The 16804-nt window shown below is 62.4% G+C and carries 30 protein-coding genes; 1 reads left to right on the forward strand and 29 read right to left on the reverse strand.

Going from position 1 to position 16804, the window contains the following annotated elements; translation table 11 throughout:
- Positions 1-340 precede the first annotated feature (340 nt).
- Positions 341-730, forward strand: coding sequence for a hypothetical protein (locus tag ACH79_RS36845; RefSeq protein ID WP_161855302.1), 390 nt, complete (start codon positions 341-343; stop codon positions 728-730).
- Between the two features lie 64 nt (positions 731-794).
- On the opposite strand, the gene ACH79_RS36850 is transcribed toward ACH79_RS36845, so the two are convergent.
- The 29 genes from ACH79_RS36850 to rplD all read right to left on the reverse strand — a co-directional run bounded on the left by ACH79_RS36850 (position 795) and on the right by rplD (position 16803).
- Complete coding sequence (locus ACH79_RS36850) at positions 795-1145, reverse strand: DUF1236 domain-containing protein (RefSeq protein WP_161855303.1); 351 nt, start codon at positions 1143-1145, stop codon at positions 795-797.
- A gap of 144 nt (positions 1146-1289) precedes the next feature.
- Positions 1290-1589: a DUF1330 domain-containing protein gene (locus ACH79_RS36855; protein ID WP_161855304.1), complete on the reverse strand. Its 300-nt coding sequence runs from the start codon at positions 1587-1589 to the stop codon at positions 1290-1292.
- Positions 1590-1597: 8 nt separating this feature from the next.
- Complete coding sequence (locus ACH79_RS36860) at positions 1598-2398, reverse strand: SDR family NAD(P)-dependent oxidoreductase (protein ID WP_161855305.1); 801 nt, start codon at positions 2396-2398, stop codon at positions 1598-1600.
- Between the two features lie 145 nt (positions 2399-2543).
- A complete protein-coding gene (locus ACH79_RS36865; protein ID WP_161855306.1) occupies positions 2544-2999 on the reverse strand; it encodes a hypothetical protein in 456 nt (151 codons plus the stop codon).
- 133 nt (positions 3000-3132) lie between these two features.
- Entirely contained in the window at positions 3133-3549 is a 417-nt protein-coding gene (gene rplQ / locus ACH79_RS36870) for a 50S ribosomal protein L17 (RefSeq protein ID WP_057858020.1), read from the reverse strand.
- 183 nt (positions 3550-3732) lie between these two features.
- Entirely contained in the window at positions 3733-4773 is a 1041-nt protein-coding gene (locus ACH79_RS36875; RefSeq protein ID WP_187399354.1) for a DNA-directed RNA polymerase subunit alpha, read from the reverse strand.
- A 110-nt stretch (positions 4774-4883) separates the two neighbouring features.
- On the reverse strand, positions 4884-5273 hold the full coding sequence (rpsK, locus tag ACH79_RS36880) for a 30S ribosomal protein S11 (RefSeq protein WP_006021048.1): 390 nt from the start codon (positions 5271-5273) through the stop codon (positions 4884-4886).
- Between the two features lie 128 nt (positions 5274-5401).
- Positions 5402-5770: a 30S ribosomal protein S13 gene (gene rpsM, locus ACH79_RS36885; protein WP_161855307.1), complete on the reverse strand. Its 369-nt coding sequence runs from the start codon at positions 5768-5770 to the stop codon at positions 5402-5404.
- 184 nt (positions 5771-5954) lie between these two features.
- Positions 5955-6800 (reverse strand): adenylate kinase, encoded by an 846-nt coding sequence (locus ACH79_RS36890; protein WP_161855308.1) that lies wholly within the window; start codon positions 6798-6800, stop codon positions 5955-5957.
- A 70-nt stretch (positions 6801-6870) separates the two neighbouring features.
- The gene (secY, locus tag ACH79_RS36895) at positions 6871-8202 is read right to left on the reverse strand and encodes a preprotein translocase subunit SecY (protein ID WP_161855309.1); all 1332 of its coding nucleotides are present in this window, start codon (positions 8200-8202) and stop codon (positions 6871-6873) included.
- A gap of 147 nt (positions 8203-8349) precedes the next feature.
- A complete protein-coding gene (gene rplO, locus ACH79_RS36900) occupies positions 8350-8838 on the reverse strand; it encodes a 50S ribosomal protein L15 (RefSeq protein WP_161855310.1) in 489 nt (162 codons plus the stop codon).
- A 21-nt stretch (positions 8839-8859) separates the two neighbouring features.
- Positions 8860-9051, reverse strand: a complete 192-nt coding sequence (gene rpmD, locus ACH79_RS36905) for a 50S ribosomal protein L30 (RefSeq protein WP_057834255.1) — start codon at positions 9049-9051, stop codon at positions 8860-8862.
- A gap of 34 nt (positions 9052-9085) precedes the next feature.
- Entirely contained in the window at positions 9086-9661 is a 576-nt protein-coding gene (gene rpsE, locus ACH79_RS36910; protein ID WP_029081759.1) for a 30S ribosomal protein S5, read from the reverse strand.
- Positions 9662-9722: 61 nt separating this feature from the next.
- Positions 9723-10082 (reverse strand): 50S ribosomal protein L18, encoded by a 360-nt coding sequence (gene rplR / locus ACH79_RS36915; RefSeq protein WP_065750121.1) that lies wholly within the window; start codon positions 10080-10082, stop codon positions 9723-9725.
- An 11-nt stretch (positions 10083-10093) separates the two neighbouring features.
- On the reverse strand, positions 10094-10627 hold the full coding sequence (rplF, locus tag ACH79_RS36920) for a 50S ribosomal protein L6 (protein WP_057834253.1): 534 nt from the start codon (positions 10625-10627) through the stop codon (positions 10094-10096).
- A gap of 16 nt (positions 10628-10643) precedes the next feature.
- Entirely contained in the window at positions 10644-11042 is a 399-nt protein-coding gene (gene rpsH, locus ACH79_RS36925) for a 30S ribosomal protein S8 (RefSeq protein ID WP_057849119.1), read from the reverse strand.
- A gap of 14 nt (positions 11043-11056) precedes the next feature.
- A complete protein-coding gene (gene rpsN, locus ACH79_RS36930; protein WP_065750118.1) occupies positions 11057-11362 on the reverse strand; it encodes a 30S ribosomal protein S14 in 306 nt (101 codons plus the stop codon).
- Between the two features lie 42 nt (positions 11363-11404).
- Positions 11405-11962 carry a 50S ribosomal protein L5 gene (gene rplE, locus ACH79_RS36935; RefSeq protein WP_161855311.1) on the reverse strand — a complete coding sequence of 186 codons (558 nt, stop codon included), beginning with the start codon at positions 11960-11962 and terminating at the stop codon, positions 11405-11407.
- The gene (gene rplX / locus ACH79_RS36940) at positions 11955-12269 is read right to left on the reverse strand and encodes a 50S ribosomal protein L24 (protein WP_161855312.1); all 315 of its coding nucleotides are present in this window, start codon (positions 12267-12269) and stop codon (positions 11955-11957) included. The genes rplE and rplX overlap by 8 nt, the downstream gene beginning before the upstream one ends.
- Positions 12269-12637 (reverse strand): 50S ribosomal protein L14, encoded by a 369-nt coding sequence (gene rplN, locus ACH79_RS36945; protein ID WP_011473865.1) that lies wholly within the window; start codon positions 12635-12637, stop codon positions 12269-12271. Before rplN ends, rplX begins: the two co-directional genes overlap by 1 nt.
- Positions 12638-12712: 75 nt before the next feature.
- The gene (gene rpsQ, locus ACH79_RS36950; RefSeq protein ID WP_009797129.1) at positions 12713-12961 is read right to left on the reverse strand and encodes a 30S ribosomal protein S17; all 249 of its coding nucleotides are present in this window, start codon (positions 12959-12961) and stop codon (positions 12713-12715) included.
- 10 nt (positions 12962-12971) lie between these two features.
- Positions 12972-13178: a 50S ribosomal protein L29 gene (gene rpmC / locus ACH79_RS36955; protein ID WP_057834249.1), complete on the reverse strand. Its 207-nt coding sequence runs from the start codon at positions 13176-13178 to the stop codon at positions 12972-12974.
- 5 nt (positions 13179-13183) lie between these two features.
- Positions 13184-13597: a 50S ribosomal protein L16 gene (rplP, locus tag ACH79_RS36960; RefSeq protein WP_025588649.1), complete on the reverse strand. Its 414-nt coding sequence runs from the start codon at positions 13595-13597 to the stop codon at positions 13184-13186.
- A gap of 31 nt (positions 13598-13628) precedes the next feature.
- On the reverse strand, positions 13629-14333 hold the full coding sequence (rpsC, locus tag ACH79_RS36965) for a 30S ribosomal protein S3 (protein ID WP_028349053.1): 705 nt from the start codon (positions 14331-14333) through the stop codon (positions 13629-13631).
- A gap of 19 nt (positions 14334-14352) precedes the next feature.
- Positions 14353-14739 (reverse strand): 50S ribosomal protein L22, encoded by a 387-nt coding sequence (rplV, locus tag ACH79_RS36970; RefSeq protein ID WP_057834247.1) that lies wholly within the window; start codon positions 14737-14739, stop codon positions 14353-14355.
- Positions 14740-14749: 10 nt separating this feature from the next.
- Positions 14750-15028: a 30S ribosomal protein S19 gene (gene rpsS, locus ACH79_RS36975; protein WP_024509042.1), complete on the reverse strand. Its 279-nt coding sequence runs from the start codon at positions 15026-15028 to the stop codon at positions 14750-14752.
- 12 nt (positions 15029-15040) lie between these two features.
- Positions 15041-15874, reverse strand: a complete 834-nt coding sequence (rplB, locus tag ACH79_RS36980; RefSeq protein ID WP_057858010.1) for a 50S ribosomal protein L2 — start codon at positions 15872-15874, stop codon at positions 15041-15043.
- Between the two features lie 12 nt (positions 15875-15886).
- Positions 15887-16186: a 50S ribosomal protein L23 gene (locus tag ACH79_RS36985; RefSeq protein ID WP_057834245.1), complete on the reverse strand. Its 300-nt coding sequence runs from the start codon at positions 16184-16186 to the stop codon at positions 15887-15889.
- Complete coding sequence (gene rplD, locus ACH79_RS36990) at positions 16183-16803, reverse strand: 50S ribosomal protein L4 (protein WP_057834244.1); 621 nt, start codon at positions 16801-16803, stop codon at positions 16183-16185. Before rplD ends, ACH79_RS36985 begins: the two co-directional genes overlap by 4 nt.
- Between the last annotated feature and the right edge of the window lies 1 nt (position 16804).

Raw genomic sequence — 16804 nt, forward strand, 5'->3', positions numbered from 1 at the left:
CAAAAGCGAGCTCGACCGCTTCCTGCTTCCGGTCGATCCGCACTGGCATGGCAACGAGAGCGCCGTGGTCGCACTATTCGCATCCAGATACCGGGATAGGAGGCGAGCCGCGCTTTCGCTCGCCTGCTCACGACAATAGTTCCCGATCGGAAGAAATGGCGCCAATCGGCGGGTGCGACTTCCGTCGAAAGCGGCCCCCTGAACGTCCATTCATCAAAATTAAATCCGGCGCCAGGCCACCCGAACGCCTAGCCCGAAGCAACAAACTTCACTCGAAAGTGTTTAGCGAGTCTCCGGTTATGTGGAAAGTTTGCCTGACTGTTACGCAAAGGAGGAGTCGATGAAAAAGGCACCTTTGGCTTTGGCCGCAGCGGCGGTCCTGGGCTTGACGGCGGTAGCGGCACCTTCGCCGGCGCACGCTTGGCGCGGAGGGGGCTGGGGCTGGGGCGGGGCTGTGGCTGGCGGATTGATCGCGGGCGCGGTAATCGGCGGCATCGCTTCCAGCGCTTACGGCTACGGTCCTTACGGATATTATGGAGGAGGCTATTATCCGGCGTACTACGGCGGATATGGTCCCTATTACGGCGGATACGGCTACGCGCCGGCCTACTACGGCGGATACTACGGCGGTCCCTATATTCGCCGCGTGTACCGTCCGGCCTACGCCTACTATGGCGGTCCGCGATTCTATGGTCCGCGGTATTACGGCGGCTACTGGCGTCGCTGGTGATTCAACGAATTTGAAGGGCCGCCAACATGGCGGCCCTTTTTATGAACACGCGTCAGTCGATTGTTCAGTCGATCTCATGCACCACGGTACGCGTGCCCGGATCGACCAGCATCACGCGGTTGCCGGAATAGACATAGCGATACTTGGTCACTGACGGGCCCCAATCCGACGGCACCGGCGCGAGTTCGACGTCGGTCGGCACCTTCGCGCCAACCACGATCCTTTCCCGTGTTTCGACCGGGCGGATCTTGTGCTCGGTGACGTAGCTCTTGATCCGGGTGCGATATTCCGGCTCGATCTGAATCGTGGCGCCCGCAGCTCCGGTGGTCGTTCCGGGAGTGACTACGGTGGTTTGCGCGGTGGCCATCGTCGCAACCAGCGACGCTGCCGCCGCAAGTATGAACAGCTTCTTCATCTAGTTCCTCCTCAAACCGCATCAGCGCGGCTGCGGGAAAAACAGATTTTTCACCCACTTGTTCCGAGAAGAATGCAGCACCGCAAGGCGTTGAATGCACAAGGATATCGCCTGGCGCTTTCGGCGCATCACTGCGTTGCAAGCTCAAACCGGCAGGACGCCATCAACGAAAATCAGGCGCCGATCGAACGCTGTCTGCCGCACTTTCAGCGCCTCAGCATATTCCGGCGAGGCGTACCATTCGCGCAAACGCTCCAGCGTTGGGAATTCGACGACAATGATGGTTTTCGGCGGCGGGCCGCCTTCGATCAAATCTGCGGCGCCACCACGGATCAGATACTGCCCGCCGTACTGCGCGATCGTCTTCGCAGCGATGGTTCGGTAGACTTCAAAGCCTGCCGGGTCGCGCACGTCGTCGACTTCGGAAATAACGTAGGCTGACATCCCTCACCTCACGCGATGGTCTGAATCAGTCCGCCTTCTGCCCGCAGCGCGGCGCCGTTGGTGGCGGAAGCCTCTTTCGAACTGACGTAGATCACCATATTGGCGATCTCCTCGACGCTGGCAAAGCGCTGGATCAGCGATCCGGGGCGATGCTGCTTGATGAACTGCGCGGCCGCATCCTGCTCGGACTGGCCGTTCTGCCTGGCGAGATCGGCGACGAAAGTCTCGACGCCTTCGGACATGGTCGGTCCCGGCATCACTGAATTGACGGTAACAGCGGTACCCCGGGTCAATTCGGCAAGGCCGCGAGAAACTGCGAGCTGCGCCGTCTTGGTCATGCCGTAATGGATCATCTCCCTGGGAATCATCAGCGCCGACTCCGAGGCGATGAAAACGATACGGCCCCAATTGCGCTTCAGCATGCCCGGCATGTAAGCGCGCGACAAACGGATGCCGGACATCACGTTGACATCGAAAAAACGGCTCCAGTCTTCATCCGGAATATCGAAGAAGTTTTTGGGCTCGAAGATGCCGGCGTTATTGATGAGAATGTCGACATCAGGCAACGCCGCAACCAGGGCCTTGCATCCCGCCGCCGTCGAGACATCAGCGGCAACACTCCGCACCTTGCCGCCAGCCTTATCAGCAGTCTTGCCGAGCGCGGTGGCCACGGCATCGACCTTGGCTTGAGTCCGGCCATTGATCACCACGTCCGCGCCTGCAGCAAAGAGGCCCTTGGCAATTGCGTGGCCGATACCGGAGGTGGAGCCAGTCACCAGCGCCGTCTTGCCCGAAAGATCGATTTTCATCCGTCATCTCCATCGTTGATGACAGCGATATCGGGAGCGGCGGGTACGACCACAATTGCGGCCAGCGCGCGTCAGATGCGCAAATAAAAAGCGGCGCACAGGGCGCCTGCTGTCGAACAGCTCGCGATAGGGATAAGAGCTGGTCCTAGCTCTTGATCCCAGTCAAGACCGCGACATCTCGCTTGCCGTCCAGGACCTCCTCGAACTCTTGGGCGAACCTATCGACAGCGGCATACTCAGTCGTGAAACGAATAGTAGCCCAATTCTGGAGGTCAGCATCAGGCGTTGTCCAAACCTCCGAGGAAAGGTCAACGTGCACGAGAAGCGTTCCACGGCTGTCGTACGGCTTAACAGCGATCCTGAGGTGGCATTCGAGACTTCCCGGGCGCTCCTTGCTCCCGAAGCCACCTTCGATGAGCGCTGGAGTGATTGCCGTCAGTGGAAAAGATCTGAGGGCAGCCAGGAAAGTTTGCTTCACATTGATTCGATCGAACCACGCCGCCCCCCGTGCGGAGAATTCACCTGATTTCACTGTCGCAATGATCTGACCGGTCCAGTCATCGTCTGTCCGATAAGTGACCTGCAATTCCGATGCACTCATTTGGCAAACTCCAATGATGCGCCGGCTATCGTCGCATTGAATCGAATCGGTTTGGAAGCGCGTGCGCGCTTGAACGGCTAACAAAAAAGCGGCGCTGGAAGCGCCGCTTTTGAAACTTGCGATTTTGAAGGACTTACGCCGCTTCGGCTTCCTTTTCCTGCACCGGGCCGGAGTCCTGGCCCTTGGCGTCGACGTCGCGGTCGACGAATTCGATCACGGCCATCGGGGCATTGTCGCCGTAGCGGAAGCCGGCCTTGATGATGCGGGTGTAGCCGCCCTGGCGGTCCTTGTAGCGAGGCGCCAGCACATCGAATAGCTTCTTGACCTGGTCGACATCGCGCATCTCGGAGATCGCCTGGCGGCGCAAGGCAAGCCCGCCCTTCTTGCCGAGGGTGACCAGCTTCTCAACGATCGGGCGCAATTCCTTGGCCTTCGGCAGCGTGGTGACGATCTGCTCGTGCTTGATCAGCGCGGCGCACATGTTGGCGAACATCGCGCGGCGATGCTCGGCGGTGCGGTTGAGCTTGCGATGAACCTTGCCGTGACGCATTGAACTATTCCTTGTCTTGTCTTCGTCGCGACGGTTCGTCGGACTTGTTGCTCAGGTGGGCTGCCTGCGTTCGCCCCAGTCATTCCGGGGCGATGCGAAGCATCGAACCCAGAATCTCGAGATTCCCCGGTGCGCAATTGCGCACCTGCGATCGCCGCTTCGCGACGTCCGGAATGACGAAAATCAGTAATGATCCTCGAAGCGCTTGGCGAGCTCGTCGATATTCTCCGGCGGCCAGCCCGGCACTTCCATGCCGAGGTGCAGACCCATCTGGGCCAGCACTTCCTTGATCTCGTTGAGCGACTTGCGGCCGAAGTTCGGGGTGCGGAGCATTTCCGCTTCGCTCTTCTGCACGAGGTCGCCGATATAGACGATGTTGTCGTTCTTCAGGCAGTTAGCCGAACGCACCGACAGTTCGAGCTCGTCGACTTTCTTGAGGAACGCCGGGTTGAAGGCGAGATCCGGAATGATCTCCTGCGCCACTTCCTTGCGCGGCTCTTCGAAGTTCACGAACACGTTGAGCTGATCCTGCAGGATGCGCGCGGCATAGGCCACCGCGTCCTCCGGCGAGATCGCGCCGTTGGTCTCGATCGTCATGGTCAGCTTGTCGTAGTCGAGGATCTGGCCCTCGCGGGTGTTCTCGACCTTGTAGGAGACCTTGCGCACGGGCGAGAACAGGCTGTCGACCGGGATCAGGCCGATCGGCGCATCCTCGGGCCGGTTGCGCTCGGCGGCGACGTAGCCCTTGCCGGCGGCAACGGTGAACTCCATGCGGATTTCAGCGCCCTCGTCCAGCGTGCAGAGCTGGAGCTCCGGATTGAGCACCACGATGTCGCCGACGGTCTGGATGTCGCCGGCGGTGACGACGCCCGGACCCGACTTCTTCACGACCATGCGCTTGGGGCCTTCGCCCTGCATCTTGATCGAGATGTCCTTGATGTTGAGCACGATGTCGGTGACGTCCTCGCGAACGCCCGCGATCGAGGAGAACTCGTGCAGCACGCCGTCGATGTGCACCGATTGCACCGCGGCGCCCTGCAGCGACGACAGGAGGATGCGGCGCAGCGCGTTACCGAGCGTCTGGCCGAAACCGCGCTCGAGCGGCTCGGCGACGACGGTGGCAAACCGGGTCGCATCGGAGCCCGGCGTTACCTGCAGTTTGTTCGGTCGAATAAGTTCTTGCCAATTTTTCTGGATCGTCACTTTGTCACCCCTTCGGGTCAATAGACCGGCCAGTCGATCCGCCTTCAGATCACTGGCGTTGGAGATCGCGGATCAGTCCGCGGAAAATTACAAAAACAATCGCGAGCAGCAAAACCGCCCGCGACCAGACATCAGACGCGCCGGCGCTTGCGCGGACGGCAACCATTGTGCGGGATCGTGGTCACGTCGCGGATCGACGTCACGGTGAAGCCCGCCGCCTGCAGCGCGCGAAGCGCCGATTCGCGGCCCGAACCGGGGCCGGCAACTTCCACTTCCAGCGTGCGCATGCCGTGTTCCTGCGCCTTCTTGGAAACGTCTTCGGCCGCAACCTGCGCGGCATAGGGGGTCGACTTGCGCGAGCCCTTGAAGCCCATCGTGCCGGCCGACGACCAGGCGATGGTGTTGCCCTGCGCGTCGGTGATGGTGATGGTCGTGTTGTTGAACGACGAATTCACGTGCGCGATGCCGGAGGCGATGTTCTTGCGTTCGCGGCGGCGTACGCGGGTGGCTTCCTTGCCCATTATCCTAAAACCTTCCTGTGATCTCAAACGCCGCCGTACTGCCAGCGGCTACACCTAAAAACGCGAGTGGCTGACGGTGAGCAGCGAATAGAATCTATTCGCCGCTCCCTATTCGCTATTCGCAAAACTTACTTCTTCTTGCCGGCGATCGACTTGGCCGGGCCCTTGCGCGTGCGCGCATTGGTGTGGGTGCGCTGACCGCGCACCGGCAGGCCGCGGCGATGACGCAGGCCGCGATAGCAGCCGAGGTCCATCAGCCGCTTGATGTTGATGCCGGTCTCACGGCGAAGGTCGCCCTCGACGAGATAGTCGCGGTCGATCACTTCGCGGATCTGCAGGACTTCCTGGTCGCTCAGCTGGCTGACGCGACGATCCTCGGGGATCTTGACCTTCTCGATGATCTCGGCCGCGTTCTTCTGGCCGATGCCATGGATGTACTGGAGCGCGATCAGAACGCGCTTGTTGGTCGGGATATTCACGCCGGCAATACGGGCCACGGACTTCTCTCCTGTCGCCGATCCCCTATGGACCGGGCTATGTTCTTGCTAACTCGGGCAGGTATTCGCAAACGCGAACACGACGCCCTTCCCCTCATTTGCTTCGGGGCCCGGCATCGTCAAAAACTATCCGACTTGGATGCGGGGCTTATTAAAGGATTCAACTCGGTTTCGTCAACCGCCTCTATCGCTTAGCTCGCTTTTTCGTGACCTTTTTCGCGACCTTCCGGACGGTCTTTTGGGCTGCCTTTTTGGCCTTCCCGACAGCCCGCCGCTGGCTGGCCGGGGCCGCCTTCCCGATCTTCCTGGACGCCGCTTTCCTGCCCTTTGGGGCCGCTTTGGAGGCCTTTTTGGCCGTTTTGGCAGCCTTTTTACCCGACGGCCTGGCGGTCTTCCTGGCTGCTGCAGTGGCCTTCCTGGCCGGCGCCGTCTTGGGTTCCACCGCCCCGATCGCGGACAGGATGCGATTGATCTCCCGGGTGACGTGCTCGATGGTCATCATGCCGTCGACGGTCAGAAGCTTCCGCCGCTCGGAGTAGTAGTGAATCAGGGGCTCGGTCAGGGAGCGGTACTGCGCCAGGCGCTTGGTCAGCACTTCCGGCGTATCGTCGACCCTGACCTCCTCGCCGCGCGCACGGGTTTCCTCGGCCCGTTTCTCGACGCGCTCAAGCAGCGCGCTCTCGTTGACGCGGAGTTCGACCACCGCATCGAGCTTGAGATGCTTCCTCTTCAGGAGTTCATCGAGGGCTTCAGCCTGCGGCACCGTGCGCGGAAAGCCATCGAGGATAAAGCCCTTTTTGGCGTCGGGCTGCTCGATGCGGTCGGAGATGATTCCCACCACGAGTTCGTCCGGGACGAGGCCACCATTGGCCATGATGTCCTTGGCCTGCAGGCCGATCGGCGTTTCGGCGGCAACCGCGGCGCGGAGCATCTCGCCGGTCGAGAGCTGCACGATGCCGTACTTGGAAACCAGCCGCAGCGCCTGGGTCCCCTTGCCCGAGCCCGGCGGCCCCAAAAGGATCAATCTCATGACTATTCGCCCCCCGGCTTGGTGAGCGAAACCCGCACACCCTGTTATCGGATTTCAGACCACCCGCAAATCAGCGGCGGCGGCCCCTCAGCTTGGACTTCCGGATCAGCCCCTCATACTGGTGAGCCAACAGATAACCCTGCACCTGCGCCACCGTATCCATGGTCACGCTGACGACGATCAGAAGCGAGGTTCCACCGAAGTAGAACGGCACCGAGGCATAGGAAATCAGGATTTCGGGAATCAGACACACGATCGCCAGATAGATCGCGCCCAGCACGGTGATCCGCGACAGCACGTAGTCGATATATTCCGCGGTGCGCTCGCCCGGACGGATGCCGGGGATGAAGCCGCCGTGCTTCTTCAAATTGTCGGCAGTCTCGGTCGGGTTGAACACGATCGCGGTGTAAAAGAAGGCGAAGAACACGATCAGCGCCAAATAGCAGAACAGGAACAGCGGACGACCGTGGCTGAGCTGGGTGTTGAGCCACTGGAACCATTCCGGTCCCTTGCCGGCATTGAAGTTCGCGACGGTGGCCGGCAGCAGCAGCAGCGACGAGGCGAAGATCGGCGGGATCACGCCCGAGGTGTTGAGCTTGAGCGGCAGATGCGAGGACTGGCCCTCGAACATCTTGTTGCCGACCTGGCGCTTCGGATACTGGATCAGGAGACGGCGCTGCGCGCGCTCCATGAACACGATGAAGGCAATCACAGCGACCGCCATCACGATCACGATCAGGATCAGGGCGGTCGACAGCGCGCCCTGGCGTCCCAGTTCCAGCATGTTGGCGAGCGCCGACGGCAACTCGGCGACGATGCCGGCCAGAATGATCAGCGAAATGCCGTTGCCGATGCCGCGCGAGGTGATCTGCTCGCCGAGCCACATCAGGAACATGGTGCCGCCGGTCAGCGTGACCGTGGTGGAAATCAGGAAGAACGGGCCGGGATCACTGACGACATTGCCGGCGCCCTGCAGTCCGATCGCGATGCCATAGGCCTGGAACGTGGCGAGGATCACCGTGAGGTAGCGGGTATACTGGTTCAGCGTCTTGCGGCCGGCTTCGCCTTCCTTCTTCAAGGCTTCGAGCTTGGGCGAAACCGTCGTCAGGAGCTGGATGATGATCGATGCCGAGATGTACGGCATGATGTTCAGCGCGAAGATCGCCATGCGGTTGATGCCGCCGCCGGCGAACATGTTGAACATGCCGAGAATACCGCCGGCCTGCGACTTGAACACCTGTTCCCAGATCGCGGGATCAATGCCCGGCAGCGGGATATAGGTGCCGAGCCGATAAACAAGCAGCGCACCCAGCGTAAACCAGATGCGCTTCTTCAGTTCGTCGGCCTTCGCCAAAGCACCGAAATTGAGGTTTGCCGCAAGTTGTTCTGCTGCTGAGACCATGTTCAGGCTTTCTCCCGCCGTCCCCCAGGCCGACGTCCCTTCCCGGGACAATCGGCAGACGCCGGACAATATTTGGTGCTCGGCTTTGATAAGTCCATCGTTCTATCGTGCGGATCGCCCGCGACAAAACGGGCGATGACGCAGATGTTACGCCGCCTCGCCTTCTTCCTTCTTGGCCGGGGCCAGGATCTTCACCGTGCCGCCGGCCTTCTCGACCGCCGCGACCGCGGATTTCGAGGCGCCATGCACCTCGATCGCGAGCTTGGCCTTGAGTTCGCCGCGGCCGAGCAGCCGCACGCCGTCCTTGGCGCGGCGCAGCACGCCGGCCTTGACCAGCGATTCCGCGGTCACCGTGTCCTTGGCGTCGATCCGCTTGGCATCGATCGCCTCCTGCAGCCGGTCGAGGTTGATCTCGGCGAAGTCGAGCCGGAAGATGTTGTTGAAGCCGCGCTTCGGCAGGCGACGATGCAGCGGCATCTGGCCGCCCTCGAAGCCTTTGATGCGCACGCCCGAACGCGCGGTCTGGCCCTTGCCGCCGCGGCCCGAAGTCTTGCCCTTGCCCGAACCGATGCCACGGCCGACGCGCATGCGCTTCTTGCGCGAGCCGGCGTTGTCGGCGATATCGCTGAGCTTCATCGCCCTTCTCCTTATACTTGCTTACTCGCCGACGACGCGGACGAGATGCTGGACCTTGTTGATCATGCCGCGAACCTCAGGGGTATCCTGAAGCTCGGCAACCCGGCCGATCTTGTTGAGCTTGAGGCCGATCAGCGTCGAACGCTGCGAGTGGTGGCGGCGGATTGCGCTGCCGATCTGCTCGACCTTGATCGTCTTTGCGGCCTTGGCCATCGTCTTAACTCCAAAAAGCGCTTGAAAGCGCCGGTTATTCAGCCACCGCTTCGGCGTCGCCGCCGACGCGGCGCGACTGCAGCGTGGACACCTTGATGTTGCGGCGGGCCGCCACCGAACGCGGCGAATCCTGATGCTTCAGCGCGTCGAAGGTCGCGCGAACCATGTTGTAGGGATTCGACGAGCCGATCGACTTCGCCACCACGTCCTGGATGCCGAGCGTCTCGAACACCGCGCGCATCGGGCCGCCGGCGATGATGCCGGTACCGGCCGGAGCGGCACGCAGGTAGACGCGGCCGGCGCCGTGACGGCCGGCGATGTCGTGATGCAGCGTGCGGCCTTCGCGCAGCGCCACGCGCGTCAGGTTGCGCTTGGCCGACTCGGTCGCTTTGCGGATCGCCTCGGGCACTTCGCGCGCCTTGCCGTGGCCGAAACCGACCCGGCCCTTCTGGTCGCCGATCACGACCAGCGCCGCAAAGCCGAAGCGCTTGCCGCCCTTGACGACCTTCGCCACGCGATTGATGTGGACGAGCTTGTCGACGAACTCGCTGTCGCGCTCCTCGCGATCCCTGCTCCGTTCGCGTCCGCCGCGTTCGCGTTCACCTGCCATGGTGTTTTCCAATCTTTAGGGGAAGAAAGCCCCTGTCCTCGTAAATGTTCAAAACGGTTGGTTAGAAGCTCAGTCCGCTTTCGCGGGCCGCATCGGCGAGCGCCTTGACGCGCCCGTGATAGAGATACTGACCGCGATCGAACACCACTTCCTTGACGCCCTTTTGCACGGCGCGTTCCGCCAGCAGCTTGCCGACGGCCTTGGCCGCATCGATGTTGGCGCCGGTGTTGCCGGCCTCGCGCATGGTCTTTTCCAGCGACGAGGCAGAAGCGAGCGTCTCGCCCTTCAGGTCGTCGATGACCTGGGCGTAGATGTGCTTCGACGAACGGAACACCGACAGACGCGGGCGTCCATTGGCCGACCGGCGCAGCGCGTTGCGCACGCGCTGCTTGCGCCGGGCATTCGTGACCTTGAGTGACATGACCGGCTCCGTTACTTCTTCTTGCCTTCCTTGCGGAAGATGAATTCGTTGGCGTACTTCACGCCCTTGCCCTTGTAGGGCTCCGGCGGACGGTAGGCGCGAATCTCGGCGGCGACCTGCCCGACACGCTGCGAATCGGTGCCGGTGATCGTGATCTCGGTCGGCTTCGGCACCGCGATGGTGATGCCTTCCGGGATCGCGTAGACCACGTCGTGGCTGTAGCCGAGCGCGAGCTGCAGGTTCTTGCCCTGCATCGCTGCGCGGTAACCCACGCCGGTGATCTCGAGCTTCTTTTCAAAGCCCTTGGTGACGCCCTCGACCAGGTTCGCGACCTGCGCGCGCGCGGTGCCGTACATGGCCTGGGCGCGGTTGGTCTTGAACTTCGGCGCGACCTTCACCGCGCCGCTCTCGAACTTCACCTCGACGTCGTCATGCACGACGAACTGAAGCTGGCCCTTCGGCCCCTTCACCTTGACGGTCTGCCCCTCGACGGTCGCCGTCACACCGGACGGGATCGCCACAGGCCGTTTGCCAACACGTGACATGGCTAAAAATCCTTCCTCAGAACACCGTGAAGAGAACTTCGCCGCCCACATTCGCGTCGCGCGCTTCGTGGTCAGCCATGATTCCCTTCGGCGTCGACAACACCGAAATGCCGAGACCGTTGTTCACGCGCGGCAGGTTCTTCACCGAGGCGTAAACCCGGCGCCCGGGCTTCGAGACCCGCTCGATCTCGCGAATGACGGGCTCGCCGTCGAAATATTTCAGCTCGATCTCGAGCTCGCTGCGGCCCGAAGCATGTTCGACGCTGGCGTAGCCGCGGATGTAGCCCTCGGACTTCAGCACTTCGAGCACGCTGGCGCGCATCTTCGAGCCCGGGGTCGAGACCTTGGACTTCGAACGCATCTGCGCGTTGCGGATGCGGGTGATGAGATCGGAAATTGGATCGTGCGTTGACATCTTGACGACCCTCCTTACCAGCTCGACTTCACGAGCCCGGGAACCAGGCCCTTGGAGCCGAGTTCACGCAGCGCGATGCGCGAGAGCTTGTTCTTGCGGTAGTTCGAGCGCGGACGGCCGGTCAGTTCGCAGCGGTTGCGGATGCGCGTCGTCGACGAGTTGCGCGGCAACTGGGCGAGCTTCAGCGTCGCCGCAAACCGCTCTTCCATCGGCTTGGTCTTGTCGGCGATGATCGCCTTCAGCTTCGCGCGCGCAGGTGCGGCGTTCTTGGCCATCCGCTTGCGCCGGTTGTTCTTCTCGATCGAACTCTTCTTTGCCATGCTTGGCTCCTGGGTTTCCGCGTTTGAGAGGCTAGCTGCGTCTCACTGCCGGAACGGGAAATTGAAAGCGGTCAACAAGGCCCTCGCCTCGTCGTCGGTCTTCGCCGTGGTGCAGACGGTGATGTCCATGCCGCGGGCTTCCGAAACCTTGTCGAAATCGATTTCGGGGAAAATGATGTGCTCCTTGATGCCGAGCGAGTAGTTGCCGCGGCCATCGAAGCTCTTCGGGTTCAGACCACGGAAGTCGCGCACGCGCGGCAGCGCGACGTTCACCAGGCGATCGATGAACTCGTACATCCGTGCCTTGCGCAGCGTGACCTTGCAGCCGATCGGCTGGTTCTCGCGCAGCTTGAAGGTCGCGATCGCGATCCGCGAATAGGTCACGATCGCCTTCTGGCCGGCGATCTGGGTCAGCTCGGCAGCCGCGGTCTCGGCCTTCTTGCGGTCGTTGACGGAATCGCCGACGCCCATGTTGAGCACGACCTTGTCCAGCCGCGGCACCTGCATGACGTTGGCGTAGCCGAACTTCTCAGTCAGCTGGCCACGAATGCTCTTGTCATACTCCGCGCGCAGGCGCGGCGTGTAAGCGGTATCAGCCATCGATCTCTGCTCCCGAGCTCTTGGCAACACGTACCTTCTTGCCATCGGCCTGAATCTTGAACCCAATGCGGGTCGGCTTTCCGTCCTTGCCTACATAGGCGACGTTGGACAGGTGGATCGGCGACTCCTTGGAGATGATGCCGCCTTCCTGGTTCTGGGTCTGCTTCTGGTGACGCTTCACCAGATTGACGCCGCGCACCAGCGCCGTGTTGTCGGCGGGGCGGACCTCGAATACTTCGCCGGTGCGGCCCTTGTCGCGGCCGCTCAGCACGATGACCTTGTCACCCTTGCGGATCTTGGCAGCCATCACAGCACCTCCGGCGCAAGCGAGATGATCTTCATGTGGTTCTTGGCGCGCAGCTCGCGCGGCACGGGCCCGAAGATACGGGTGCCGACGGGTTCCGACTGGTTGTTGATCAGGACGGCGGCGTTGCGGTCGAAACGGATGACCGAGCCGTCGGCGCGGCGGATGTCCTTGCGGACACGCACCACGACGGCCTTCATCACGTCGCCCTTCTTCACCTTGCCGCGCGGAATCGCTTCCTTGATCGACACGACGATAACGTCGCCCACGGTGGCATAGCGGCGCTTGGAGCCCCCCAGCACCTTGATGCACATGACACGGCGTGCGCCTGAATTGTCGGCCACGTCGAGGTTGGTCTGCATCTGAATCATTGATGCACCTCGTCCTCTTTCTGCGCTTTAGCGCGCTAAAAATTTCCCTGAATTCCCTCGGCTAAGCCGAGATTATCAGGCCGTTTTCTTCTGTTCGCCCCGGACCACGGTCCAGCGCTTCAACTTCGAGATCGGCTTGCTTTCCTCGATCCACACCATGTCGCCCGGCTTGAACTCGTTGTTCTCGTCGTGCGCGTGGTAGTTCTTGGAGCGGCGGATCGTCTTCTTGTAGATCGGATGGGTGAAGCGGCGATCGACGCGCACCACCACCGTCTTGGCTTGCTTGTCGCTCACGACCACGCCCTGAAGCGTACGTTTCGGCATGTCCGGCCTCTTACTTCTTCTTCGCGCGGGCTTGCGCGGCGATGGTCTTGATGCGGGCGATATCGCGGCGGGCTTCACGCAGCCGCGAGGTGTTCTCCAGCTGCCCGGTGGCGCGCTGGAAACGCAGGTTGAAACGCTCCTTCTTCAGATTGAGGACGGCGTCCTCCCTCTGGTCGTCGCTCATCGCGCGGATGTCTTCAACTTTCATCGGGGCCATGAGTGTTACTCCGCAATGCGCGCGACGAAGCGCGTCTTGATCGGCAGCTTGGCGGCAGCGAGCGAGAGGGCTTCCTTCGCGGTCTGCACGGTGACGCCGTCGATCTCGAAAATCACGCGGCCCGGCTTGACCCGCGCCACCCACAATTCCGGCGTACCCTTGCCCGAGCCCATGCGGACTTCGGCGGGCTTCTTCGACACCGGCAGGTCGGGAAACACGCGGATCCAGACGCGGCCGGCGCGCTTCATGTGACGGGTCAGCGCGCGGCGCGCGGCTTCGATCTGGCGGGCGGTGATGCGCTCGGGCGCCATCGCCTTCAGGCCGAACTGGCCGAACGACAACGTCGCCCCCGAAGTCGCAACGCCGTGGATACGGCCCTTATGCGCCTTCCGGAACTTCGTTTTCTTTGGTTGCATCATGGCTTTAAGCCCTCAAACCTTCTCTAATGTCTCACGCAGCGGCGGCGTCGCGGCGGGGACGCGCAGTGTCGCCCTCGGCCATCTTCTTGTCCTGGGCCATCGGATCGTGCTCGAGGATCTCGCCCTTGAAGATCCAGACCTTGACGCCGCAGGTGCCAAACGTCGTGAACGCGGTCGCCACGCCGTAATCGACATCGGCGCGCAGCGTGTGCAGCGGCACGCGGCCTTCACGGTACCACTCCATGCGCGCGATTTCGGCGCCGCCGAGACGGCCCGAGCAGTTGATACGAATGCCCTCGGCGCCGAGACGCATCGCCGACTGCACCGCCCGCTTCATGGCGCGGCGGAACGCGACGCGGCGCTCGAGCTGCTGGGCGATCGATTCAGCGACCAGGGTGGCGTCGAGCTCGGGCTTGCGGATTTCGACGATGTTGATGACGACGTCGGAAGCCGTGATGTCGGCAACCCGCTTGCGCAGCTTGTCGATGTCGGCGCCCTTCTTGCCGATCACGACGCCCGGACGCGCCGAGTGGATCGTCACGCGGCACTTCTTGTGCGGACGCTCGATCACGATGCGGGCGACGGCGGCCTGCTTGAGCTCCTTGTGCAGGATCTCGCGGATCTTGACGTCTTCATGCAGCAGCTTGCCGTATTCGCTCTTGCCGGCGAACCAGCGCGAATCCCAGGTGCGGTTGATGCCGAGACGCAGCCCGATTGGATTGATCTTTTGACCCATCGTATTCTCCCGCGCCGCTTTAAGCGCTTGCCTCGGCCTCGACCTGACGAACCACGATGGTCAGGTGCGAGAACGGTTTATAGATACGGCCCGAACGGCCACGGCCGCGCGGCGCAAAACGCTTCATGACGATGCCGTTGCCGACATGGGCCTCGGCGACGACGAGATCGTCGACTTCGAGGTCATGGTTGTTCTCGGCGTTGGCGATCGCCGATTCCAGGCACTTCTTGACGTCGACCGCGATCCGCTTGCGCGAGAACTGCAGGTCGGCGAGCGCAGCCGAAGCCTTCCGGCCGCGGATCAGCTGCGCGACCAGGTTGAGCTTCTGCGGGCTGACGCGCAGCATCCGGGCAACCGCCTTGGCCTCGTTGTCCGCGAGGCTACGTTCGCGCTTTGGTTTGCTCATCGTCTATTCCTCAAGCCTTCTTGGCTTTCTTGTCGCCCGAGTGGCCATGGAAGGTACGGGTCGGCGAGAACTCGCCGAACTTGTGACCCACCATTTCCTCGTTGACCGAGACCGGCACATGCTTCTGGCCGTTGTAGACGCCGAACGTCAGGCCGACGAACTGCGGCAGGATGGTCGAGCGGCGGCTCCAGATCTTGATGACGTCGTGTCGGCCGGACGCACGCGCCGCATCTGCCTTCTTGAGCAGCGACGCCTCGACGAACGGGCCTTTCCAGACTGAACGAACCATGTCCGGCGTTCCTTACTTCTTCCGCTTGTGGCGGCTTAGGAGGATGAATCGGTTGGTCGACTTGTTCGACCGGGTCTTCTTGCCCTTGGTCGGCTTGCCCCACGGGGTAACCGGGTGGCGGCCGCCCGAGGTGCGGCCTTCGCCGCCGCCGTGCGGGTGATCGATCGGGTTCATGACGACGCCGCGGTTATGCGGGCGCCAGCCGAGCCAGCGGGTGCGGCCGGCCTTGCCGATCGAGATGTTCATGTGGTCGGGGTTCGACACCGCACCGATAGTGCCGCGGCAACGGCCGTGCACTAGGCGCTGTTCGCCCGAGTTCAGGCGCAGAATGACGTAGTCCTGGTCGCGACCGACGATCTGGGCGTAGGTGCCGGCCGAACGCGCGATCTGGCCGCCCTTCCCGATCTTCATCTCGATGTTGTGGATGATGGTGCCGACCGGCATGTTGCCGAGCGGCATGACATTGCCCGGCTTCACGTCGACATGGCTGCCGGCGACGACGGTGTCGCCCACGGCCAGACGCTGCGGCGCCAGGATGTAGGCCTGCTCGCCGTCCTGATACTTGATCAGCGCAATGAACGCGGTGCGGTTCGGATCGTATTCCAGCCGCTCGACGACGGCGGGAACGTCAACCTTGTTCCGCTTGAAGTCGACGATGCGGTAGGCCTTCTTGTGGCCGCCGCCGCGGAAACGCACGGTGATGCGGCCGGTGTTGTTGCGGCCGCCATTGCCGAGCTTGCCCTCGGTCAGCGCCTTCACCGGCTTGCCCTTGTAGAGCGCCGAACGGTCGACCATCACCAGCTGGCGCTGGCCCGGCGTCGTCGGATTGTATGTTTTCAATGCCATCGCTGTGTCGCCTTATAGTCCGGTGGTGACGTCGATGCGGTGGCCCTCTTCGAGGGTCACGACCGCCCGCTTCACGTCCGACTGCGAACCGAAATTGCCGCGGAACACCTTGGTCTTGCCCTTGCGGACCAGCGTGTTCACGCTCTTCACCTTGACGTCGAACAGCTTTTCGACGGCTTCCTTGATTTGCGGCTTGGTCGCCTTGTTGGCGACCTTGAACACGACCTTGTTGTGCTCGGACGCAACCGTCGCCTTTTCGGTGACGACGGGCGCGACGATCACGTCGTAATGGCGCGGATCGATATTCTTCATTTGAAGCGCGCCTCCAGCGCATCCACTGCCGCCTTCGTCAGCACGAGCTTCTGACGGCGCAGAATGTCGTAGACGTTGATGCCCTGGATCGGCAGCACGTCGATATTCGGAATGTTGCGCGCAGCGGTCGCGAAACCGGTGTTGAGCTCGGCGCCGTCGATGATCAGCGCATTGGTGAGCCCAAGGCCGGAGAAGTGGCCGACCAGCGCCTTGGTCTTGGCATCTTTGACCTGCGCATTGTCGATCACGATCAGGCCGCCGTCCTTGGCCTTCGCCGACAGAGCATGCTTGAGCGCGAGCGCCCGCACCTTCTTCGGCAGGTCGGTCGCGTGCGAGCGGACCACCGGACCGAACGCACGGCCACCGCCGCGGAACTGCGGCACGCGGGCCGAGCCGTGACGGGCGCCGCCGGTGCCCTTCTGCTTGTACATCTTCTTGCCGGTGCGCCAGACGTCGGCGCGGCCCTGCGTCTTGTGCGTTCCGGCCTGGCGCTTGTTGAGCTGCCATTGCACGCAACGCTGGATGATGTCGACGCGCGGTTCGAGACCGAAGATCGCGTCCGAGAGCTGGACCGATCCGGCTTCCTTACCTTCGAGGGTCGTGACTTTCAGTTCCATC

The organism is Bradyrhizobium sp. CCBAU 051011, assembly GCF_009930815.1.
Taxonomy (GTDB): Bacteria; Pseudomonadota; Alphaproteobacteria; order Rhizobiales; family Xanthobacteraceae; genus Bradyrhizobium.